The sequence below is a fragment of the Embleya sp. NPDC005971 genome, from assembly GCF_040629175.1.
Lineage (GTDB): Bacteria > Actinomycetota > Actinomycetes > Streptomycetales > Streptomycetaceae > Embleya.
Genome location: NZ_JBEXUX010000016.1, coordinates 1 through 23,510, shown reverse-complemented (window position 1 = coordinate 23,510; position 23,510 = coordinate 1). Strand labels below are relative to the sequence as shown.

Here is a 23,510-nt window from a genome sequence, read left to right as displayed (position 1 = left end):
GATCGGTACGGCACGGGCCTACGGATGGCCGGTTTCGATGGCGTCGACGAGGATCGAGCACGCGGTGTCCACGACGTCGGCGGTGACGTTGAGCGGCGGCAGGATCCGGACCACGCCGTCCTCGCGACCACCACGTTCGACGATCAGTCCGCGGCGCAGCGCCCGGGACTGGACGGCCTCGGCGAAGTCGCCCGCCGGGCGACCGGTGTCCGGGTCCGCCAACTCGATGCCCCACATCAGCCCCCGGCCGCGCACCTCGCGCACCCACGGGTCGGCCATCAGCGGCGTCAGGCGCGCGGAGATCTGCGCGCCGCGTCGGCGCACGTTGCCCAGGACGTCGTCCCGCCGCACGATGCGCACGGCCTCGGCACCGGCGGCGAAGGCGAGTTGGTTGCCGCGGAAGGTGCCGATGTGCGCGCCGGACGCCCAGGTGTCGAGTTTTTCGTCGTAGAGGATCACCGCGATCGGTGTACCGATGCCGCTGAGCGCCTTGGAGGCGACGATGACGTCCGGTTCGATGCCGTACTGCTCGAAGGCGAACCAGGTCCCGGTGCGCCCGCATCCGGTCTGGACCTCGTCGACGATCAACAGGATGCCCAGTTCGCGGGTGATCGCCCGCAACCGGCGGACGAAGTCCGCCGTGGCCGGGACGACGCCGCCCTCGCCCTGCACCGGTTCGAGGATCACCGCGGCCGGCAGCGGGATGCCGCCGTTCCCATCGGTGAGCGAACGTTCCAGGTACGTCGCGCAGTTGGTGCTGCAGGTGGTCGGACTCAGGTCGAGTGGGCACCTGGTGCAGTAGGAGAACGGGAAGAAGTGGGTGCCGGGCACCCCGTTGGGCACCGCCGTCTTCGGTGCGACGAGTCCGGACAGGGCCATGGCGGCATGGGTGCTGCCGTGGAAGCCGCCCTGGAAGGTGACGATGTCACCTCGGCCGGTGGCGATCTTGCACAGCTTGACCGCCGCCTCGACCGCGTTGGCTCCGGTCGGGCCGCAGAAGTGCACCTTGGTGCGATCACGCATCTCCGCCGGCAACATGGACAGTTGGGCATCGATGAAGTCGTCCTTGACCGGGGTCGGGAAGTCCAGCCCGTGGGTGAGCAGGCCGAGCTGCGCGATCACCGATCGCACCAGTTCCGGATGGTTGTGGCCCAGGGACAACACCCCGGCACCGGCGAGGAAGTCGATGAAGACGTTGCCGTCGACGTCGCGGATGAAGCTGCCGAAGGCTTCGGCGGGCGCGATGGGCAGGTGTCGCGGGTAGGTGCGGGCGTTGGACTCGCGCCGCTCCTGACGCGCGAGCAGTTCGGCGGAGCGGGGGCCGGGAAGGTCGCAGTCGACTCGCGGTTCGGTCATGGTGTGTTGTACGAGCGATGTCATCAGGCTCTCCGATGGCGTGGCGGGACGGGCGGGACGGGAGGGACGGGAAGGCGGAAAAGGGACGAGGGTGGAGCCGGGGATCAACCGGGCCGGGCCGGGATGCCGCGCCAGCGGGTGCCGTCGGGGAGGTGTTCGCCCTTCATCACCAGCGACATGGCGTCCAGGCGGGCACCCGCGCCGACCTCCGCGTCGTAGAGCACCACCGACCGGGGACCGACCGAACTGCCCTGCCCGATCCGGACGTTGGACATCTTCATCACGCGGTCCTCGAACAGGTGGGTCTGCAACGAGGTCACCTCCGCCACCGCCGCGTCGTCGCCCACCTCGACCAGGTCGAACTCGGTGAGGTAGGTCGTCGCGAGCCAGACCCGCCGGCCGATCCGGGCGCCGAACAGGCGCAGCACCGGGCCCATCAGGGGCGTGCCGGTGAGGAGGTTGAGCAGACTCGGCACCACGAGGTTCTCGAACAGCCCGGTGATCACCTCGGTACGGCGCACCCAGATGCTCCACAGCGGCTCGACGCGGGGCCGATAGCGGCCGATGATCAGCCACTTGAGCAACACCACGGTCAGGGTCGAACCGACGCCGACGGCCAGGAAGAAGGCCGGGCCGAGCAGGAACAGCACCCATGGCGGGAAGTTCTCGGCGACCCGGACGGAACCGTAGAGCGCCCCCAGCGCGGCCAGCGCGGCGATCGTCGCGGGCAGCGTGACCCGGAAGTACTCGATGGCCAGGCGCGCCGCGATCAGCCCCCGGGTGGGGCGGTAGGTCAGCTTCGCGGGGAAGTCCCGGCTCGCCTCGCGGCGCGGCAGGAAGATGGCGGGTGAGCCGAGCCAGGTCGTCTCGGGGTCGATCGGCCGAGTCGGGGCCAGCGAGTGCACGCCCAGCAGGCTGTTCTCGCCGAGTCGGCACGAGCCGGGCACCAGCGCCCCGTTGCCGACGAAGCTGCGTGCGCCGATCTCGGCCGGGGCGAGCGAGACGCGTCCGTGATGGAAGACCGCCGGTCCCACGACGCTGACATCGGCCACGAAGCTGCGTTCGCCGATGATCAGCATGTCCGGGTCGACGAAGCTGACGGTGGCGACCTCGGACCAGCGTCCGGTGCGGGCACCGAGCAAGCGCAGGAACGGCACCAGGTACAACGTCGAGTAGAGCGAGTGGGTCAGCGTCAGGCTGGTGGTCATCATGCCGTCGCCGATCCACTTGCGCACCCCGAAGCCGCTGCGTTCGGGATGGATGCCGGCCCGCACCCGGGGCAACACGGCCCGCTTGACGAGCAGTACCAGCGTGCAGGTGGACAGCACGACCAGGGGACCGGCCGCGGCGGTGGCGACGATCGCCCAGCCGAAGCCGAACTTCCAGGCCACGCACCCCACGAGGGCGCCGGCGCCGGCGACGACCAGCAGCGGGACCAGCGCGAGCAGCACCGCCCCGGCTCCGAAGCCGAGCAACACCCGCTTCGGCCAGGGACGTTGGTCGTCCTCGGCGGCAAGGGCGCCGAGCAGGGCGGGCGTGCCGTCCTGCCGGGTGGCCGGCGAACCGGCCCAGTGTTCGTCCGCCGGCACCACCCGGCCGGCCGGAACCAGCGACTGTTCGCCGATCGAGGCCCGGTCGCCGATCACCGCGCCGGCCAGGACTACGCTGTTGGTGCCCACGAAACTGCCGGCGCCGATCCGGATGGGCGCCAGGTACAGCAGGCCGTTCTCCACCACGTACGGTTGCAGCCGCGCCCCGTAGCCGATGCTGGTGCCCTCGCCGATCTCCACGAACGCGGGCAGACCGATCACGGCCGACAGATGGCAACCTCGGCCGATCCGCGCGCCGAGCAGCCGCAACCACGGGGCCAGCAGCGGCGAACCGGTCAGGAAGCCGAGCGGGCCGAACACCAGGATCTTGCCGTACAGCCAGAACCGCAGGTAGGTCACGCCCCACAGCGGATACCGACCGGGCCGGACGCCGAGCATCAACAATCGGCCGCCGAGCAGCGGGATCAGCAGACCCACCAGGATCCAGCCGACCTCCAGGAGGATGAATCCGGGCAGGTTCATCCGGGTCAGGCGGTCCAGGAGACCGCCGTCGGCGGGCCGGTGCACCGGCAGGTCCCAGACCAGGAACCACCGGTAGAGCAGCACCACGCCGGGCAGGCCGAACACGAGCAACCAGCCGTACAGGCAGGCGATCTGGGCGAGTCCGCAGGCGAACACCCGGGCGCCGGAGTGGCGCAGCGGTGCGGGCGGCTCGGCGAGTGGCGACGCCGCTCCCGAACCGCCGGGTTCCGGCTCGGTCTCGACTCGGGTCGTCGGCAGGAGGGCCAGCCGGCGGATGGTGGGATGGGCGTACAGGTCCCCCATCGCCAGGCCGTGCAGCCCGGGTTCGCGGCGCAGTCGGGAGACGAGGCGGGCCGCGGACATCGAGTGGCCGCCCAGGTCGCAGAAGAAGTCGTCCTCGACGGAGACCGCCTCACCGCCCAGGACCTCCCGCCAGACCGCGGCCAGTTGCTCCTCCACCGCGGTCGCGGGGGCCACGTGGGTGGTGGAACGCCGGTTCAGCGGTGCGGAGGTGGGGGAGGGCAGGGCGGACCGGTCCACCTTGTCGGCGGCCAGGAGCGGGAATTCGGGCAGTACCTCGACGAAGGACGGGATCATGTAGTCCGGGAGTCGGCTCTGCAACGACACCCGCAGCCGCTCGCGCAGCACGTCGTGGGAGACGCCGGCGGCGCGGTCGGTGAGCGTGACGTAGCCGACCAGGTCCTGGACGACGCCGTCCTGCTCCCGGGGGGTCACGATCGCGTTCTCGACGGCCGCGTCGGCCCGCAACAACTCCTCGATCTCGGCCGCTTCGATGCGGTAGCCGCGGATCTTGAGTTGGGTGTCCAGACGGCCCAGGTATTCGATCTCCCCGGTGGGGGTGAACCTGCCGAGATCGCCGGTGCGGTAGATACGGGGGATCTCGGCCCGTTCGTGCGCGACCGGGTTGACCACGAAACGCTCGGCGGTCAGTTCCGGGCGGTTGACGTAGCCGACGGCCACGCCCGGGCCGCCGACGCAGATCTCGCCGCCGACGCCGTCCTCGACCGGCCGCAGTTGCTCGTCCAGGATGTAGACGCGATACGTGGGCAGCGGGACGCCGATGGTGACCGGCCGGTCGGGGGCCAGTTCGCCGCAGGTGGCGGTGACGGTGGTCTCGGTCGGTCCGTACGCGTTGAGGATGCGCCGGTCGGGTCGTGCCCAGCGGCGCACCAGGTCCGGCGGGCATGCCTCGCCGCTGACCAACAGGCTGCGCAGCCCGGGTAGTTCGGCCTCGATCGTGGTCAGCAGGGTCGGCACGCAGCACAACACGGTGATCGCGTGGTCGACGAGGAAGTCGCTCAGGCCGCGGCCGACCCGCCGATCGTCGCCGGGGCCCGCGACCAGGGTCGCGCCGGCGATCCAGGCCGGCCAGATCTCCTCCACCGAGAAGTCGAAGGCGATCGAGAGGCCCTGGTAGACGCGATCCTCGGCCCGGACCCGGTAGATCGGGGTGACCACGCGCAGGAAGTTGGCGATGCTCGCGTGCGAGACGGCCACGCCCTTGGGCCGGCCGGTGGTGCCGGACGTGTAGATCACGTACGACCACGAATCCGGCTCGATGTCGACGTCGGGCCGGTCGTCGCGCTGCTCGGCCAACTCGCGGCTCGCCCGGTCGAGTTCCAGGAACGGACAGGGCACTTCCGCGGTGCGGTGGCGCATGCCGGAGGTGGTCACCAGATCGCACAGGTCGGCGTCCCGGGCGATGAAGGCGATGCGATCGGCCGGGAAGGCGGGATCCAGCGGGACGTAGGCGGCGCCCGTCTTGATCACGCCCAGGAGTGCGACATAGCAGTCGATCGATCGTTCCAGCAGGATCCCGACGGTATGGCCCGGAGCGACCCCGCGAAGTCTGAGCAGATTCGCCAGGCGATTGGCCCGCGAATCTACTTCCGCGTAACTTAGCTCGCTGTTGTCGCAGACGACGGCTATGGCCTCGGGATTGCGGTCGCAGGAGCGTTCGAAGAAATGGGGGAGGGCGCTGATCGGCGAGTCTTCGAGAGCGGTCGTCGGCCGTGATATATCGGGGTCGAGCGCCGCCTTCGCGCGCCCCGGAGCGGGTCTCACTTCAGTCATGAAGGCTCCTCGGATGGATTTATGTGAACCGGGTTGAATTAATCGATTCGCGCTTTATTTGATTGTTGATCCACATGCAGAACCGGTGCTCGCAGACGTTCCGCGTGTCGCCGTGCGATCGAGGAAACCTGCGGGCGTGCCCTGTCGGCGCAGGTGAAGCACCATGTGGTGGCCGGCGCGGGCGCGGCGTTCGGCCGTACGTAGGTCGGCGCTCGTCGCATCGTGTGGCAGGTTCCGGCGAACCGCCGAGGCGCGGGAAGCGCGCTCACGAAATGACGTGGCCCACGGGGCGAAACCGCGACGAACGATCGGATACGGATCGCCCGCGCCACTCTTCCACCGCAGGTCGACGCCACGCGTCGACAGCGGCCCGGCTCCGGTGGAATTCGAAACCGTGATCATTCGTCCCCGGAAGGATCACGGTCCCGTCCACTTTTGTGACCGCGATTGAGGATTGCACTTTCTTCGCGGTCACGGTTGAAGCCGAAATGAAAAATAGATTCGGGCGCGCAGGCACCAACAGGCGAATACGAGCCAACGTGAATTGGCCCGTTGGTGCGGGCGATGGATACCCGGGGTGACGGCATGGTGACTGTTCGCCCGCTGCCCGGTGACGCCGGACGCGAGGTCGCCGGTGCCGGGCGCACGTCGCAGCCGGAACGGAATCCGGGACGAGTCGGGCGCGACCCGGGGGTCCTCGGGGGTACCCCCCGAAAAGGTCGGCGCGGACCGGAATCGAGCCGGTCACCTGCGGGGTCGTCGGGGCGGCGCGCGGGCCGCGTCCCGCGCCGGCGGAGTGGCGACTTCCGCCGGGGTCGGAATACACGATGTCCTGCCGCGCGGACGAAGCGAGCCGATCCGGATCGACGCGGCGGAATCGTTCGACTACCCGGAGTGGTCGAATCGTGGTCGGGGCGGCGAAATCCGGCCTTCGGAGAGGGCAGAAATGTGTGCCCTGTGCCTTCTATCGGCCACCGGGGTGGGCAAAGACTCCCTCACGGTTGCCTCTCGGTTCTTTCCGGACCGGTCCGGTGCCGTTGTTTTGTCCCATCCGCCGCCCGCGCGGTCCACGGGTGCGCGGGAATCCGGACCGAGACCGCAACGGCGACGGGCCCGGCCGGCGTGTCGCCGACCGGGCCCGTCGCCGGCGATTCACCCCGAGGTGCGGGATCCCACCGTCGGCAGGTAGCGCGGCGCCTTCCAGGCGTCCAGTCGACGCTCGACCGCCGCCCCCAGCGACAGCAGTTCGGCGTCCCGGTGGTCACCGGCCATCAGCAGCACGCCGACCGGCAGTTCGCCCACGAAGCCGGCGGGCACCGACAACGACGGGTAGCCGGACACGGCCGCAGGGGTAGAGGACGGGATCACGTCGTTGTCGCCGCGGACACAATCGGTGGTCCAGGCGGGCGGGTTCGTCGGCGAGGCGATCGCGTCCAGGCGATGCGCGGCCATGGTCTCGTCGATCGACCGCCGGGAGAGATCCTTCAACTCGGCGCGCGCCGCCCGGTATTGCGGGTCGGTGGTCGGCGGCGCGGCCAACGCCTGCTCGAACAACTCCTGACCGGCGAAGCAGGTCTGTTCCGCCGGGTGACTGCGGTTGAACTCGATCAGCTCGGCGAGGTTCCGCGGCCCCTGCCGGGTGGCCAGGTAGGCGTCGATGTCCCGGTGGAACTCGCTGAGCAGCGCCGGGAACTCCAACTCGGCGAGTCGTTCCTGGTAGGGGAGGTTCACCTCGACCACTTCGGCGCCCGCCCGGCGCAGGCGGTCCGCCGTACGGGTCATCAACGCGTCCACGTCCGGCCCGAGCGTGGGCAGTCGCCACAGACCGATGCGCTTGCCGTGCAGACCGCCCGGACGGGTGGAGTCGCCGGTGACGTCGAAGGTTTCGGCGAGGCGCGGCAGTCGGCCACCGCTGAGGACCGCGAGCGTGAGCGCGGCATCGGTCACGTTGCGTGCCATCGGCCCGGCGGTGTCCTGCTCGGCGGAGATCGGCACCACACCGGCCTGATCGACCAGACCCAGGCTGGGTTTGTGGCCGACGACACCGTTCGCCCCGGCCGGGCACACGATCGAACCGTCCGTTTCGGTGCCGATCGCCACCTGGGCCAACGACGCGGCGAGTGCGGCGCCCGAACCGGCCGACGAGCCGCAGGGGTTGCGGTCCAGCACGTACGGATTCCGGGTCTGCCCGCCCACCGCGGACCATCCCGAGGTGGGCCTGGCCGCACGGAAGTTCGCCCATTCGGAGAGATTCGTCTTGCCGAGGATCACCGCCCCCGCGTCGCGCAGCCGGGTCACCAGCGCGGCGTCGGCGTCCGGCGCGTGGCCGGCCAGCGCCAGCGACCCGGCCGTCGTCGGCAGACCGCGGGTGTCCACGTTGTCCTTGAGCAGGATCGGAATGCCGTCGAGCGGGCCACGACTCTCGCCGCGCCGACGCCGGTCATCGCTGGCGGCCGCCTGGCGCAGCGCCGTCGGGTCGGTGCGCAACACCGCGTGGATCCGCGGGTCGACGGTCTTGATCCGCCACAGGTAGGCGCCGGTCAGCGCCGACGAGGTCAACGAGCCACGCGCCATCCGCGCCTGTAACTCCGCAATGGTGACCGTGTCGAGATCGACGCCCAATCGGGCCGGCGAATCGCCGGCGGCGGCGGTCTCGGCGGCCTCGGTGGCCGAACTCGGCGAACCCGTCACCAGGCACCCGGCGACCAGGGCGGTGATCAACAGGGCAACGCTCTTTTTTGTCATGCGGGTCATCGCACTACATCCGGGTGCCCCGGCACAAGGACGAGGTGCCACCTGCCGGGAACGAGAGCCTCGCGTTCACGGTTGGGTTCCGGACCGTCCACCCGCCCGGAGCGCACCTCGCGGGCGCTCCGGGCGGGGAGGAGTGTGGCCGGTCAGGTGGTGGCGTTCCCGACGACGTCGTACATCGCCTGGGTCAGGTCCCCGAAGCCGTTGGACATCAGATAGGGGCCGTACGCCCAGTTCGGGGTGCTGCCGTGCACGATCGCCCAAACCGCGTCCCACCAGGGCGAGTTGCCTGCGGAGTTGGTGAAGCGCGAGGTGACCGCGATCTGGGTGCCGGTGCCGGTGGCCGGGTCGAAGTTCTGCAACCAGGGTCCGCCACTGGAGCCGGGCGACATCGCCGAGGCCATGTCGTGGGCCAGGTTGACGGTCGAATCGTTGATCGTGTTGCCGTGCGCGTACATCAGGGACCGGCCGTCGAAACCGCGTCGCAGTGAGGGGGCGACGCCGAAGTCGGCCGCGGTGGTGCCGTCGCTGTTCTTCGTCCAGTACCAGTTGCGGGTGTTGTCGGTGGGATAGCCGAACTGGTGCAGCGAGAGCGGGTTGGCCGCCACGCCGAAGGCGATGTTCTGGCCGCCGGTGAGTTGTTGGATCGGGGTGGGGTCACCGGGGCGTTCCACGGTGGCCATCGCGACGTCGCCGCCGGAACGGAAGGTGCTGTCCGCGTCCCAGGTCGGGGTGATCCAGGCGCGGGTGACGCCCCAGACGCCGTAGGGCGCGATGTCGGTGCCGGGCAACGGCGCGTTGTTGCTGTCGCCACCGGTGTAGCGGGGCACGTTCGCGCCGTTGAAACCGGGGATGAACACCGCGTTGGTGACCACGTCGTCGCCGAGTCCGCCGCGGATGTTGGCGGTCACCTTGAAGCAGTGGCCCGCGGTGACGATGGTGCTCCGGTTGGCGCCGGCGATCACGTTCGCCGAACACGAGGAGGGCACGAGCGAACCGTCGAACGAATTGCGGTACACCATCAGGAGCTTGCCCGCGGTCCGCGAGATCGCGCCCTGGCCGGTCCACGGCTTGCTCAGGTCGTCCCAGCCGCCGGGCGGCGGGACCGCGTCGGCGCCGTCCGAGTTGAGACCGTACGCGCCGATCCGCGCCACGTTCCAGAAGCCGACCTCGGCCTGCAACATCCCCGCGTGGTTGACCGGGTCGCCGGCGACCGGTCGGGGGAGTTCGACCGGGGCGGTGTTGTCGGCGTGCGCCGCCGGAGCCGCGGTCAGCGCCGCGGCGGTGAGGGCGAGCACCCCCACCACGGTCGCGATCTTCTGTCTTAACCTGCTTCGTATGGGCATGCAGGCAAGGTGGGTAGGAGGGGTGCAACTGTCAATGCCACCAAGTGGTTTGACCGTCCGGCCGAGGTGATCCCGGACACGGTCGGCGGGATCAGCGGCGGGGTGATCCCGGTGGGTCGATCGGGTCGGCGAACGCGCCGCCGGGGCCGAACACCAGGTGGGCGAAGCGTTCGCCGATCCGGCGGTGGGTGGCGGGGTCCGGGTGCAGCGCGTCGGGCAGCGGCAGTTCGGCGTGGTCCGCCGCACCGTAGAGGTCGAGGCCGTCGAGGTGGTGCAGGTGGGGATCGTCGACGGCACGCTGCCGGACGATGCCGGCCAACTCGTCCCGGATCACGCCGAGTGTGAGCTTGCCGGCGGCGACCTGCGCGGGATCGCCGCCGGCCGTGAACCGCACGCGTCCCTCCCGCATCGCGTCGAGGTCCAGGGCGCTGGGCCCCGGGGTGTGCTCGTGGATGGGGCAGTGGATGGGCGAGACGACCAACAGCGGCGTGTCGGGGTGCCCGTCGCGGATGGTGTCGAGGAAGCCGTGCACGGCCGGGCCGAAGGCACGCAGTCGCATCAGGTCGGTGTTGACGAGGTTGATGCCGATCTTGACGCTGATCAGGTCGGCGGGCGTGTCGCGCATCGTGCGGGCGGTGAACGGGTCGAGCAGGGCACTGCCGCCGAACCCCAGATTGATCAGTTCCGCGCCTCCCAGGCGTGCGGCCACTGCGGGCCAGATCCCGGTCGGGGTGGCCGCGTTGGAGCCGTGGCTGATCGAACTGCCGTGGTGCAGCCAGACCTTGCGGCCGTCGGGCGGTGGCGCGGACACGGGGGCGTCGGTGCGCAGGGCGACCAGCAGGGTGGTCTCGTCGTGCGGCAGCCAGATCTCGACGTCCTTGTCGTCGACGGGCAGGCCGGTGAACCGCACGGTCGCCACCGGCCCGAGTCGGGTCTGTGCGGTGCCGGCGGCCAGATCGATGGTGAGCGTGTCGCCGTCGGTGACCTCGGCCCGGTCCACGACCCGTCCGTCGACCACGAGTTCGTACACCCCGTCGGGGCGCGGCGGGGCGCCCGGGTAGACCCGTTTGGTGGCCACGACGTCCAGTTCGACGGCGCCGGCCCGGGTGCGCAGGGCCAACCGCACGCCGGAGGGCTGCGATTCGGCCATCGCGAGCTGACCGTCGGGGATCTGCCGCCGGGCGCGGGCGGGCAGTCGGTGGGGCAGTACGCCGCGGTCGGTGTGCTCCAGATCGAGGGCGCCGCGCACCAGGTCGGCGGTGATGGGGGTGGTGACCCGTTCGGGTTCGGAGTTCATTGCCTCGGTCTCTTCGATCGGGAGGGACGGACGGGAACGGGCCACCGGGAGGATACCCCTAGTCGGCGAGCAGGTCTTCCAGTTCGGCGGCGAACAGGAGGGCGGGGTCGAAGGCCATCCCGGCGAAGTGGCCCGCGAGTTCGAGGGACAACACGCCGTGGAGCCGGGTCCACAGGCTCAGGGCGCGGTGCAGCACGGCGGGTGGGGCGGGGTGGTGGGCGGCCCAGTCCCGGTGGTTTTCGAGGTGGGCGTCGAGCGGGGTCGTGGGGCGGTCGGGCGGTGTCACGGAGCAGGCGTCGAGCAACATCGTCATCAGCTCGTTGGCGATCAGGGTGACGTGATCGGGGGCGTGGTAGCCGGGCACGGGGGTGCCGTAGATGAGGAGGTAGCGCTGTGGGTCGTCCAGGGCCCACCTGCGCATGGCGTGCGCCAGGGCGGCCGGGTCGGGCCCGGGGGCGGACGCCGCCTGGAGGGCGTCGGCGAGGCTGCGGTAGGCGTCGATGACGAGCTCGGTGATCAGGTCGTCGCGGCCGGCGTAGTAGCGGTAGAGGGCGGGTCCGCTCAGGCCCATGCGTTTGGCGATCGCGTTGAGCGAGAGCGCCGAGGCGCCGGCGGTGGCGATCTGTTCCCGGGCGTGTTCCTTGATCTCCGCACGCACCTGGCTGCGATAGCGCTCCCGGGGGGTCGCCGCATCGGTCTCGGTCATGGTCTGCCTCTTTCCGGACCTCGGTGGACCTCGGGGACCTCGATGGCTACATGCTCAAGGTCTGGTTAGAAGGTATCACGAACGTTCTTGACGATGACAGCTTGCAGGCGTTACAACTTATAACGAACGGCAAGACTGCTAAGGCTTTCCGGCGGCGCGGTACCTCCGTTCCATGCGCCCGACCAGCACAGACAGGGAGCACCTCATGACAGCCGTGGCAACCGCCCCACCCGCGGGCACGGACCGACGCATGCCCCGGGCGGTGACCATCAGCGCGTGGGCCGTGCCCGTGATGGTCCTCGCCCAGTTCGCCCTGCTCGCGGTCGTGCCGGTGACCATCGCCCTGGTCGTCGCCCTCCGGCGGGTGCGCGACCGGGCGGTCCGCCGGGCGGCCGCGCTCGTGGCCGTCGCCTTCGCGATCCCGCTCACCGTGTGGTTGGTCCGGCCGGACGGCGCGCAAAGCCTGTCCAAGGACATCCATCCGGCGTTCGTCGGCCTGATCGTGGCCGCATCCGCCGTACTCGTCCTCACCGTCCACCGCACCTCCCGCCGGCTCCGGAGCCTGCCGGCGCGGTGAGCCCGCCCCGACCCGAGCCGCACCCGGCCGGCGGCCGACCGGGGCACGGTGCGGGGCGTGGGCATGCCATTCGGGTGAACCGGGGTGACGGTGGTTGCCGGAGCCGTGACCGCCTCGTTGAGAGGAGTGCGCGCCGCAATCGAGCGGCGCGGACGCTGCGCTATACGGGAGATTTCGTGAACTCGTTGAAGAAGGCCGGTGTCCTGGCCGCCGGTACCGCCGCCCTCGTGATGGGAGGCACGGGCGCCGCGAGCGCGAGCTCCGAGGCCAACGCCGCCGCCGTGAAGTCCTCGGGTGTCTTTTCCGGGAACATCGGCCAGTCCCCGTTCCACACGCCGGCCGAGGGATGCGGCAACACCGCCAACGCGGGCGCCGCGCTCAACCCGGCGTTCGGCAACGCCTGCATCATCGCCGAGACCGAGTACGACATCGAGGACGAGGACGAGGGCTACGAGCACGAGGGCCACCGCCCGCAGGGCCACCCGCACGGTGGTTACCAGCACGACAGCGGCCACCGCTCGCTGCTCGACCGCGTGGGGGTCTGACCCTCCTCGCTCGCCACCGAAGCCGCGAGCACCGCGACGTCGGCCCCGACCATCGAAACGGTCGGGGCCGACGTCGTGCCGGTCAGGCGTGCGGTGCGGGGTTCAGCAGGGCTGGTCGATGTGGTCCGGGTGGAAGTGCACGGCTCCCAACACCTGCGGATCGAAGAGATCCAGGAGCCCGCTCAGCGGCTCGTCGGGCTGGTCGGGTCCCCACAGTTCCAGGGCCATCTCGCCGTGATAGAGCATCGGCCAGCGCACGTAGTGCCGGCCGTCCGCGGGGTCGTGCAGCGCGCGGGAGGCGCTCAGGGTGGAGCGGGCGACGTCGATCATCAGGTCCGTGCCACAGCCGAAACCGTACGGATAACGATCCCGGTCCGGCGGGATGCTCTCGATCAGCGTCGGGTCGGCGTGCGAGACACCGACATGCGCGTGCAGGCCGGCCCGGATGGCCGGCACCTCGTGCGTACCGTTCGGGTCCCACTGCCAATGCCCGGCCGCGTTCCGGCCGATCCGCACGGTGGGCGCCGCCTCGAAGAGCGCGCAGACCTCCCACGCCTCCACCGACGGTGCCATCGGCTGCGTGCCCACGGGCGCCAGGACGCGCAACCGGCCCTGGTTCAGCCGATGATCGACGGCCACCAGGTCGCCGGCGGAGAGGTCGCGCTTGTCGACGCCCCAGCGTCCGGACGCGGTGACCACGAGCGCGTCGAGGTCGGGGTCGAAGGCGAAGAGCATGCCCTCGCTGAAGCCCTGGAGGTTGAGGTACATCGCGTACGTGCGACTGAGCCGGGGCGATACGAAGTCGGCCATCGCGTGCGGGGCCGGCAACAACCCGAGATCCCCCATCCGCGTCCCGGCCACCGCCAGGCTGCGCGGCGCGCGGGCGGCGGCCCACGCTTCGGCGGTGATCGCGTCGCGCACCACGTCGTGGCGACCGGCCACCTCGTGCGCACAGGCCGCGGCGACCAGCCGATCGCAGATGCCCTGGGCGACGTGCTCGGTCTCGGTGGGGTGCCCGCCCTCCATCGTGCACAGGGTCGCCTCGGCGACCTCCCCGGGCAGCGCGCCGGGGGTGATGAACACGACCGTGAACACACCCACCCTGGCCATCAGGATGCGCGCGGCGCGCACCACCTCGGGATGCGCCAACTCGCTCATCCGCTCGGACACTTCCGCGACCGCGACCAGTCGGCCTACCGCGCCCTGGCGCCCCTGCTCCTTGCGGAGCCTGAGCATCAGCGGAGTCTGTTCCTCCATGATGCGGTCGGCCAGCGGAGCGGGGCCGGCCGGCACCGAGACGCCCACCAGGACCACGTCGAGCCTGGTCCCGTTGTCTCCCGGCGCGATCACCCGGTGCCCGCCGCGCACGAACGCCGCCGCCAGGTCGTCCAGGAACGACCGCACCGTGCCCGACAGTTCCGGGGCCGGGTCGATCACCCGGACGGTGCACGAACGCCACCAGTCCAACTCTTCCAGTCGCCGGCCGGGGGCCGGGACGGTGGATTGCGCCGTCATTGAATCCGCTCGGGTCACGGTCATGCGGGGGCTCCTGAGGTTGCTGCGCGGAAGGCGAGGACGGCGTTTTGACCACCGAACGCGACCGAGGTGGAGATCGCGGTGTGCAGGCGGGCGGGGCGGCGCGGGGCCTTGGCAACGACGTCCAGATCCATGTCGGGGTCGGTGCACCGGTGATTGGCGGTGGGCGGGATGCTCCCGTGTTCGAGGGTCAGGACGGTCACGGCCGCCTCGATCGCGCCGCCCGCGCCACCGGAGTGGCCCAGGACGCTCTTGACGGCGGTGACCGGCGGGCGGTGTGCGAAGGTGGCCGCGAGAAAGCGGGCCTCGGCGGCGTCGTTGAGGACCGTGCCGGTGCCGTGCGCGTTGACGTGGTCGACGTCGCCCGGGCTCCAACCGGCGTCGGCCAGGGCCGCGCGGGTGGCGATTCGGGCACCGCGACCGTCGGGGTGCGGCGCGGTGAGGTGATAGGCGTCGTTCGCGGAGCCGTAGCCGGACAGCAGGGCCCGCACCCGAGCCCCACGAGCACGCGCGTGCTCCAGCCGCTCCAGGACCAGGACCCCGATGCCCTCGCCCAGGACGAATCCGTCCCGGTCGGCGTCGAACGGCCGACAGGCCCGGTCCGGGTCGCCGGAACGGGTGGACAGGGCGCCCAGTTGGGCGAAGGCCGCGGCGGTGATGCGGTTGCACATCGTGTCCGCGCCACCGGCGAAGACGATGTCCAGGGTGCCCGCGCGCACCAGGTCCCGGGCGACGCCCAGCGCGGTGGCCCCGGACGCGCAGCCGGCGGCGGGGGCGAAGTTGGTGCCCTGGGCGCCCAGATCCAGGGCGACCTCGCTGCCGGCCGTGTTCGGCAGGGAACGGGGCAGCGCGGCCGGGGAGATCGCGGTGACCCGATCCGCGCTCAGCCGCGCCATCGCCTCGGTCAGGGATTCCATGCTCGGACCGCCCGCGCCGATGATCACGCCGACCCGGGTGGGGTCCCAGGCGTGCGGATCCAGGGCGGCGTCCGCCATGGCCTCGCGGGCGGCGACGACGCTCATCTGCGCGGGACGATCCATCCGGCGGGACAACCGTCGGCCCAGCAGGGCGTCCCCGTCGAAGCCCGGGACCGCGCAGCAGACGTCCACGGGCAGGCCGGCCAGGACCGGGTCGCGGCGAGCCGTGGAAACGCCCGCGCACACGGTTCGCCAGGTGGCCTCGACGCCGATCCCGCCGGCGGTGACCAGGCCCAGACCGGTGACCGCGACCTCGGCGGCAACCAACTCAGCCATCCGAGGACGAGGCATGGACCGGAGCCGCGGCCGGGGCGGCGGCGGGCGCGTCGGCGGGCGTCGCCGGGCCGGGGATCGCCCGGCCGAACGGCTCGGCCCGCGGCGCCGCCTCGAACGCCGCGGCGGCCTCGACCAACGTGGTGTCCTTGTCCAGGTTGCCGAGCCCGCCGAAGTCCTTGTCCGTCTGGTCCGCGACGATGACCGCCAGTTCCGCCAGCGACAGCGAGTCCAACTCCAGCGAGTCGAACGTCGCTTCGGGAACGATATCCGCGGCGTCGATGCCGAACTCCTGGACCAGCAACTCACACAGCATCGCGTACACGGGGAATGCCTTCCTGCTCGGTCGGACCGCGCACACCCGGCGGCGCGTCGCCGTACCAACAACCCCGATCGGGTATGCGATCGAGCATCTTGTGTATCGGTGGCGAGGTCGGGCGCAAAACTCCCGCGCGGCCGCCCCGACGCCCCCGAACCCGCCTTTCACCTGGGGTGATGGGTCGGGAACGGCATCGGGAGCAGGCCGCGATGTTCACCCGCAAGTACGCAACCATCGGGGCCATGGACGCACGACGGCGGCCGCAGGCGTGACCTTTCCCAGGCCGCGCGGTTAACCAGCCGTCCGGGTGCGCGAGATGGGCCGCGGGCGGTCGCCGACCCGAGCCCCACCGGCGCCGGGACTCCGTCGGCCCGAGCCGTCGACGTCCCTCGGGCGCCGCGCGGTGCGCTCGCGCTCGCTCCGACGCCCGTACGGGGTTCGTTCCGACACCCGTTCCGAGATGGAGGCAATAATGTCCACGGCCCTGGTCACCGGCGCCAGTTGTGGTCTCGGCGCCGACCTCGCCCGCGCCCTCGCCGGCCGCGGCCACGATCTGATCCTGGTCGCCCGCGGTGTCGAGCCGCTGGACCGACTCGCGGTCGAACTCGCGACCGAACACGACATCAAGGCAAGCACGTTGCCCGCCGACCTGACCGTCGAGGCCGATCTCGAACGGGTGGCCGAAGCGGCGTGCGACGTCGACATCCTGATCAACAACGCCGGCGCGGCCCTGGGCACGTCCTTCGACCGCACGGCCTGGGCGGACGAGCAACGCATGCTCGCCCTCAACGTGATCGCCCCCTCCCGGCTCGTCCACGCGGCCCTGCCCGACATGCTCCGCCGGGGCGGCGGGCGGATCCTGACCGTGTCCTCGGTGGCAGCCGTCGGACCCGCCTGGCAGGGCACGGCGTACGGCGCGACCAAGGCGTACGAGTTGGCGATGACCCAGTCGTTCGCCTACTCCCGACGCATCCGCACGTCGCCCGTCGCGCTGACCGCGCTGGTGCTCGGCTACACCGGATCGCAGTTCCACCTGCGAGCCGGCATCGGCGCGCCGCCCCCCGCGCTCACGCTCGCCTCGTCCTACGTCGCGAAGCAGGCGGTACGGGCCATCCACCGGCGCCGTCCACCGGTCGTGTGCGTGCCGAGCCTGCGCTACAAGGTGCTGGCGGCCCTGCTGCGGCACGCCCCGTACCGGACCCTGGGCATGCCCGGCCTGGCCAAGGACTTCAGCACCGGCCCGGACCGGCCCCACGGCCGCGACACCCGACCGGCGCACGAGGCGACCAGCGGCGCTGCGCCGAACGGGTGACGACCGATCAGGCGATCATCGGGACCCGGGCCTCGGCTCTCTCCGGTTCGCCCCGATCGGTCTTGGGCATGCGGCGATTCGTGGTCGTTTCCGACGGTCTGCTCCCTGTAGCCTGCCCGGTCTGCGACACCGCCACGGCCGGTCGACGAAACGTCGTCACCGGTGGAACTGCCGTGTCGCAGAGCGCACATCGTTGGTTCACAGGAGGGGTCCGTCGAGTGTTCAGTCGTGTCGCCATCGTCAATCGTGGTGAGGCCGCGATGCGGCTCATCCACGCCGTGCGGGAGTTGGCCCAGGAAACAGGGACCCGGATCGAGACGGTCGCCCTGCACACCGACGTCGACCGCGCGGCCGGCTTCGTGCGCGAGGCCGACCTGTCCTACGATCTCGGCCCCGCGTCCGCGCGCCCCTACCTCGATCACGCGGCCTTGGAGCGCGCGTTGCGGGCCACCGGCGCGGACGCCGCGTGGGTCGGCTGGGGCTTCGTCGCCGAGGATCCCGCGTTCGCGGAACTGTGCGAGAGGGTCGGCGTCACCTTCGTCGGACCGAGCGCGGAGGCGATGCGCCGCCTCGGGGACAAGATCTACGCGAAGCTCATCGCCGAAGAGGTCGGCGTGCCCGTCGCGCCGTGGAGCCGGGGCGCGGTCGAGACCCTGGACGCCGCGTTGGCGGCGGCGGCCCGGATCGGCTACCCGCTGATGCTGAAGGCCACCGCGGGCGGGGGCGGGCGCGGCATCCGGGTGGTCACCGGCGAGGCCGAACTGACCGACGCCTACGAGCGCACCAGCCAGGAGGCCGAGCGGGCGTTCGGCAGCGGCGTCGTGTTCCTGGAGCGCCTGGTCACCGGCGCCCGGCACGTCGAGGTACAGGTGATCGCCGACGGCGCGGGCACCGCGTGGGCACTGGGCGTCCGCGACTGCTCGATCCAACGGCGCAACCAGAAGATCATCGAGGAGTCGGCGTCGCCGGTCCTGGACGCCGAACAGGCCGCCGAACTCAAGGCGGCGGCCGAACGACTGGCCGTCGCCGTCGACTACCGCGGCGCGGCGACCGTGGAGTTCCTCTACCACCCCGGCGACCGGCAGTTCGCCTTCCTGGAGGTCAACACCCGCCTCCAGGTCGAACATCCCATCACCGAGTGCACCACCGGATTCGACCTGGTCAAGGCACAACTGCGGGTGGCGTCGGGCGGCCGGCTGCACGGCGCGCCGCCGGCGGAGCGCGGGCACGCCATCGAGGCCCGGCTGAACGCGGAGGACCCCGACCGCGACTTCGCGCCCTCACCGGGCCGCATCGTGCGCTTCGACCCGCCCACCGGCCCCGGCATCCGGGTGGACACCGGCGTCGGCGAAGGCGACACCATCCCCGCCGACTTCGACTCGATGATCGCGAAGATCATCGCCTACGGCCACGATCGCGAGGAGGCGCTCGGCCGGCTGCGCCGGGCGATGTCGCAGACCAGGGTGATCATCGAGGGCGGCGCGACGAACAAGAGCTTCGTGCTCGACCTGCTCGACCAGCCCGAGGTGATCGACGGCAGCGCGGACACCGGCTGGATCGACCGGGTGCGCGCCGAGGGCCGGCTCGTCACGCATCGGCACTCCGCCGTGGCGCTGGCCGCCGCCGCCATCGAGGCGTACGAGGAGGAGGAACGCGTCGAGCGGCAGCGGTTGTTGTCCACCGCCTCGGGCGGACGCCCCCAGGTGCGGCACGAGAGCGGCCGACCGCTGGATCTGAAGCTGCGCGGCGTGGGTTACCGGGTGCGGGTCGCGCGAGTGGGCCCGCATCGGTTCCGGGTCGGCATCCAGGCGGGTGACGTGGTGCGCACCGCCGACGTCGAACTCGACCGCTTCGATTGCCACACCGGGCAGATCCTGGTCAACGGCACCGCGTACCACCTGCTCACCGCCACCCACGGGCCGATCCACCTGGTGGAGGTCGACGGCGTCACGCACCGGGTCGGCCGCGACGAGGGCGGCGTGGTGCGCTCGCCCGCTCCCGCGCTGGTGGTCGCGACGCCGCTGGAGGTCGGCGCCGAGGTCGAGGCGGGCGCCCCGGTGCTCGTGCTGGAGAGCATGAAGATGGAGACGGTGCTGCGCGCGCCGTTCCGGGCGCGACTCAAGGAATGCGCCGTATCCGTGGGCAGTCAGGTGGACACCGGGGCACCGCTGATGCGCCTGGAGCCGCTCGGCGACGACGACGCCGAGGTCGAGGACACCGCGTCCGTGGACCTGGATCTGCCGGTCGCTTCCGAGGCGGTCCCGACGGCGGAGCGCGCCGCGCGCGGCCGGGAGGACCTGCGCGGGCTGCTGCTGGGCTTCGACGTCGATCCGCACGACGAACGCCGGGTCCTGGACGACTACCTCGCCGCGCGCCGGGCGGCCATCGCGGACGGCCACGAACGACCACTGGCCCAGGAACTCGAACTCCTCGACCTGTTCGCCGACCTCGCCGAGTTGAGCCGCAACCGCCCGGCGGGCGAGGACGGCGGCGGCGAGGGCCATGTGCACAGCGCCCGCGAACACTTCCACACCTACCTGCAAAGCCTCGACGTCGAACGGGCCGGACTGCCCGAGGCGTTCCGGGCCAAACTCGCCAAGGCCCTGGGGCACTACGGCGTCACCGAGTCGGAGCCCTCGGCCGAGTTGGAAGCCGCGGTGTTCCGGATCTTCCTCGGTCGCCAACGCGCGGCCGCCGACGTCACCGTCGTCACCACGCTGTTGCGGGTGTGGCTGCGGGAGGCGCCGCCGGACGCGACGCTGAGCGAGGCCGTCGGGCACGCCCTGGAGCGGCTGGTGGCCGCGACCCAGGTCCGTTTCCCCGCGGTCGCCGACCTCGCCCGGGGCCTGGTGTTCGCCTGGTTGGCGCAGCCGCTGCTGCGACGCAACCGCGCCCGCGTCTACACCGCGGTCCGCAGGCACCTGCGGCATTTGGACGCGCACCCGGACACCCCGGACCGCGCCGAGCGGATCGCCGCGATGGTGCGCAGCACCGAACCGCTGGTGCGGCTGCTGGGCCGCCGACTCGTCCGCGACGACCTGGACAACACCGTCATGCTGGAGGTGCTGACCCGGCGCTACTACGGCAACAAGGGCCTCACCGGCGTGCGTTCGAGCCGGGCTGCGGGGTGCACGTTCGTGGTCGCCGAGCGCGCGGGCTCGCGCCTGGTCTCCGCCGCGGTGCGGTTCGACGAACTGGGCGACGTGCTGCGCGGGCTCGCCGAAACGGCGGCCGGCGAGGAGGCGGTCGAGGCCGACGTCTATCTCGCCTGGGAGAAGCAGCCGGCGGACCCCGACGCGATGGCGGCGGCGCTTCGCGAGGTGCTGGACGCGAACCCGCTGTCGAACCCGGTCCGCAGGATCACCGCCACCGTCGCGGGCCGCGGCGGCGCGGTGATGCACCACCACTTCACGTTCCGCCCGACCGGCACCGGGATGGCCGAGGAGCGGCTGATCCGGGGTCTGCACCCGTATATCGCGCGGCGCATGCAGTTGGAGCGGCTGAGCGAGTTCGACCTCACCCGATTGCCGTCCTCGGACGAGGAGGTCTACCTGTTCCGGTGCGTCGCGCGGGCGAACCCCAGCGACGACCGCCTGGTCGCCTTCGCCCAGGTCCGGGACCTGACCGAGCTGCGCGATCACGACGGCAGGCTGGTCGCGCTGCCGACGGCCGAGAACGTCGTCGCCACCTGCCTCGACTCGATCCGCCGCGCCCAGTCGCGCCGACCCGCGGGGAAGTACGCCGACACCAACCGGATCGTGATCTACGTCTGGCCGCCGAGCGAGATCACCCGCGCGGAACTGGAGACGATCGCCGAGCGCGTGGTGCCCACGATCGAGGGCGCCGGGTTGGAGGAGATCGTGTTCATCGCCCGCCGGCGCGACCGGAGCAGCGGCGAACTGGGCAAGATCGCGGTGCGGATCGCCTTCGACGCCTCCGGCGGCACCGAACTCACCGTCGGCGAGCGCTCGGTCGAGCCGGTCGAGCCGGTCGACGACTACCGCAGCAAGGTGCTGCGCGCGGCCGCTCGCAAGACCGTGTATCCGTATGAACTCACACGCTTGTTGGGCGAGTTCGTCGAGTACGACCTGGACGACGCGAACCTGCTGGTGCCGGTCGACCGGCCGCGGGGCAACAACACCGCGGCGATCGTCGTCGGTGTGGTCGACACGCCGACCGCGCTGCATCCCCAGGGCGTCACCAGGGTCGTTTTGCTCGGCGACCCGACCAAGTCGCTCGGCGCGTTGTCCGAGCCGGAGTGCCGCCGGGTGATCGCCGCACTCGACCTGGCCGAGCGCCTGCGAGTGCCGGTGGAGTGGTTCGCGTTGTCGGCGGGTGCGCGGATCTCGATGACCTCGGGTACCGAGAACATGGACTGGGTGGCGGCGGCGCTCAAGCGCATCGTCACGTTCACCCAGGACGGCGGCGAGATCAACATCGTGGTCGCCGGGATCACCGTGGGCGCCCAGCCGTACTGGAACGCCGAGGCGACCATGCTGATGCACACCAAGGGCATCCTGGTGATGACGCCGGACTCGGCGATGGTGCTCACCGGCAAGCAGTCGTTGGACTTCTCCGGGGGTGTCTCGGCCGAGGACAACTTCGGCATCGGCGGCTACGACCGGGTGATGGGGCCCAACGGCCAGGCGCAGTACTGGGCGCCGAACCTGAGCGCCGCGCGCGACGTGCTGATGGAGCACTACGACCACACCTACGTCGCGCCCGGCGAGCGGATGCCGCGGCGGGCGGGCACGATCGATCCGATCGACCGGGACATCCGCGACTTCCCGCACGTGCTGGCGGGCAGCGACTTCGCCGCCGTCGGCGAGATCTTCTCGGCGGAGCACAACCCGGATCGCAAGAAGCCGTTCGACATCCGTACCGTGATGCGCGCGCTGTCCGACCAGGACCACCCGGTATCGGAGCGCTGGGCGGGGATGGCCGACGCGGACACCGCGGCGGTGCAGGACGTGCGTCTGGGCGGCGTGCCGGTGTGCCTGATCGGGATCGAGTCGCGGTCGGTGCCGCGCCTCGGCTTCCCGCCCACCGACGGCCCGGACACCTACACCGCCGGCACCCTGTTCCCGCAGTCGTCGAAGAAGGTCGCACGGGCGATCAACGCGGCCTCGGGCAACCGGCCGCTGGTGGTGCTGGCGAACCTGTCCGGGTTCGACGGCTCGCCCGAGTCGATGCGCAAGCTGCAACTGGAGTACGGCGCGGAGATCGGCCGGGCGATCGTGAACTTCGACGGCCCGATCGTCTTCTGCGTCATCTCCCGCTACCACGGCGGGGCGTTCGTGGTCTTCTCCAAGGCGCTGAACCCGAACATGACCGTACTCGCGTTGGAGGGCTCGTACGCCTCGGTCCTGGGCGGCGCCCCTGCCGCCGCGGTGGTGTTCGCCGGCGACGTGCACGCCCGGACCGCCGCCGACCCCAGGGTGCGGGAGCAGGAGGCCCGCGTCGCGACCACATTCGGCGCGGCGCGGTCCACCGCGAAGGCCGAGCTCGACGAACTGCGCGCGTCGGTCCGGGCGGAGAAACTCGGCGAGGTGGCCGCGGAGTTCGACCGCGTGCACGACATCCGGCGGGCGGTCGAGGTCGGCTCCGTCGATGTGGTGATCCGGGCCGAGGAACTGCGCCCGCGGATCATCGAGGCCATCGAGTCCCGCCTGTACCCGGCTTCCGGCCCCCGGGTCGAGGCAACGCGGGCCGAGTCGCTCGCACTTCGCACGCCGGTACCCGAGCACACACCCGGTTGAGTCCGCCGCGGCGCCCGGCCCACCCGCGGCCGGTCGCCCGAATGCAGCAATGCGGCGTGCGTCCGTAGGGGTGGTTCGGAAATTCGTCGACCGGGGCGATGAGCAGCGACGATGCCCGAAATCCCGATAGTGGTGGGCCGTTTGCCGGCCTGCTCCCGGAAAATCCGCCGCCGATCTGTGTTCAGGATGAACCCGACCACCTCGCCCGGGGTGGTCGGGTTCGAAGGTAAGGGGATTTCATGCGCAGGATCACGCGCGCCTCGGTCACCGTTGTCGCGGCGCTGTTGATGGCGGGCGCCGCCTCGGCCGCGCCGGCGTTCTCGCTGGGGGCCGACGGCGACCCGTCCACGGAGTCGTCGGCTCCGAAGTCGGGTGGCTGGGGCGGTGGCGGTGGTGGTGGCGCCGGCGGTTGGGGCTACGGCGGCGGTGACGCCCACGGCGGCGGCGGGGGCGGCGGCTGGGGCCCGTGGGGCGGTGGCGGTGGTGGCGGCGAAGGCGGTCCGCGTTGCCGATGACGATCCGGCCGGTGAGGGGGCCGGTCACCGCGATGAGGGCCATGTCGGTGCATCCCATCTCGATGATGTGCAGAA

Annotated in this window: 14 protein-coding genes; 5 read left to right on the top strand and 9 right to left on the bottom strand. The window is 71.4% G+C overall.

All coding sequences use genetic code 11. From position 1 onward, the window contains the following. Nucleotides 1-18: 18 nt before the first annotated feature. The 6 genes from ABZ374_RS16400 to ABZ374_RS16375 form a co-directional block, all read right to left on the bottom strand. The gene (locus ABZ374_RS16400; RefSeq protein WP_360311380.1) at nucleotides 19-1,380 is read right to left on the bottom strand and encodes a diaminobutyrate--2-oxoglutarate transaminase family protein; all 1,362 of its coding nucleotides are present in this window, start codon (nucleotides 1,378-1,380) and stop codon (nucleotides 19-21) included. Between the two features lie 80 nt (nucleotides 1,381-1,460). Beyond that, on the bottom strand, nucleotides 1,461-5,522 hold the full coding sequence (locus tag ABZ374_RS16395) for a Pls/PosA family non-ribosomal peptide synthetase (protein ID WP_360311378.1): 4,062 nt from the start codon (nucleotides 5,520-5,522) through the stop codon (nucleotides 1,461-1,463). 1,152 nt (nucleotides 5,523-6,674) lie between these two features. Next, a complete protein-coding gene (locus tag ABZ374_RS16390; protein WP_360311376.1) occupies nucleotides 6,675-8,267 on the bottom strand; it encodes an amidase in 1,593 nt (530 codons plus the stop codon). Between the two features lie 152 nt (nucleotides 8,268-8,419). After that, nucleotides 8,420-9,619 carry a hypothetical protein gene (locus ABZ374_RS16385; RefSeq protein WP_360311374.1) on the bottom strand — a complete coding sequence of 400 codons (1,200 nt, stop codon included), beginning with the start codon at nucleotides 9,617-9,619 and terminating at the stop codon, nucleotides 8,420-8,422. Nucleotides 9,620-9,710: 91 nt separating this feature from the next. Beyond that, the gene (locus ABZ374_RS16380) at nucleotides 9,711-10,916 is read right to left on the bottom strand and encodes an SGNH/GDSL hydrolase family protein (protein ID WP_360311372.1); all 1,206 of its coding nucleotides are present in this window, start codon (nucleotides 10,914-10,916) and stop codon (nucleotides 9,711-9,713) included. Between the two features lie 58 nt (nucleotides 10,917-10,974). Next, nucleotides 10,975-11,622, bottom strand: coding sequence for a TetR/AcrR family transcriptional regulator (locus ABZ374_RS16375; protein ID WP_360311370.1), 648 nt, complete (start codon nucleotides 11,620-11,622; stop codon nucleotides 10,975-10,977). 205 nt (nucleotides 11,623-11,827) lie between these two features. Here ABZ374_RS16375 and ABZ374_RS16370 point away from each other — a divergent pair, with 205 nt between their 5' ends. Further along, on the top strand, nucleotides 11,828-12,199 hold the full coding sequence (locus ABZ374_RS16370) for a hypothetical protein (protein ID WP_360311368.1): 372 nt from the start codon (nucleotides 11,828-11,830) through the stop codon (nucleotides 12,197-12,199). A gap of 176 nt (nucleotides 12,200-12,375) precedes the next feature. After that, on the top strand, nucleotides 12,376-12,744 hold the full coding sequence (locus ABZ374_RS16365; protein WP_360311366.1) for a chaplin: 369 nt from the start codon (nucleotides 12,376-12,378) through the stop codon (nucleotides 12,742-12,744). Nucleotides 12,745-12,846: 102 nt separating this feature from the next. Here ABZ374_RS16365 and ABZ374_RS16360 read toward each other — a convergent pair whose 3' ends face one another. The 3 genes from ABZ374_RS16360 to ABZ374_RS16350 are packed head-to-tail and all read right to left on the bottom strand — an operon-like array spanning nucleotide 12,847 to nucleotide 15,846. Further along, nucleotides 12,847-14,259: a hypothetical protein gene (locus ABZ374_RS16360; protein ID WP_360311364.1), complete on the bottom strand. Its 1,413-nt coding sequence runs from the start codon at nucleotides 14,257-14,259 to the stop codon at nucleotides 12,847-12,849. Nucleotides 14,260-14,279: 20 nt separating this feature from the next. Next, the gene (locus ABZ374_RS16355; protein WP_360311362.1) at nucleotides 14,280-15,533 is read right to left on the bottom strand and encodes a beta-ketoacyl-[acyl-carrier-protein] synthase family protein; all 1,254 of its coding nucleotides are present in this window, start codon (nucleotides 15,531-15,533) and stop codon (nucleotides 14,280-14,282) included. Beyond that, the gene (locus tag ABZ374_RS16350; RefSeq protein WP_360311598.1) at nucleotides 15,526-15,846 is read right to left on the bottom strand and encodes an acyl carrier protein; all 321 of its coding nucleotides are present in this window, start codon (nucleotides 15,844-15,846) and stop codon (nucleotides 15,526-15,528) included. The genes ABZ374_RS16355 and ABZ374_RS16350 overlap by 8 nt, the downstream gene beginning before the upstream one ends. Nucleotides 15,847-16,321: 475 nt before the next feature. Here ABZ374_RS16350 and ABZ374_RS16345 point away from each other — a divergent pair, with 475 nt between their 5' ends. From ABZ374_RS16345 to ABZ374_RS16335, 3 genes are all read left to right on the top strand, one after another. Further along, the gene (locus ABZ374_RS16345) at nucleotides 16,322-17,161 is read left to right on the top strand and encodes an SDR family NAD(P)-dependent oxidoreductase (RefSeq protein ID WP_360311360.1); all 840 of its coding nucleotides are present in this window, start codon (nucleotides 16,322-16,324) and stop codon (nucleotides 17,159-17,161) included. 218 nt (nucleotides 17,162-17,379) lie between these two features. Then, nucleotides 17,380-22,920, top strand: coding sequence for a carboxyl transferase domain-containing protein (locus ABZ374_RS16340; protein ID WP_360311358.1), 5,541 nt, complete (start codon nucleotides 17,380-17,382; stop codon nucleotides 22,918-22,920). 239 nt (nucleotides 22,921-23,159) lie between these two features. Next, nucleotides 23,160-23,435: a hypothetical protein gene (locus ABZ374_RS16335; protein WP_360311356.1), complete on the top strand. Its 276-nt coding sequence runs from the start codon at nucleotides 23,160-23,162 to the stop codon at nucleotides 23,433-23,435. Nucleotides 23,436-23,510: the final 75 nt, after the last annotated feature.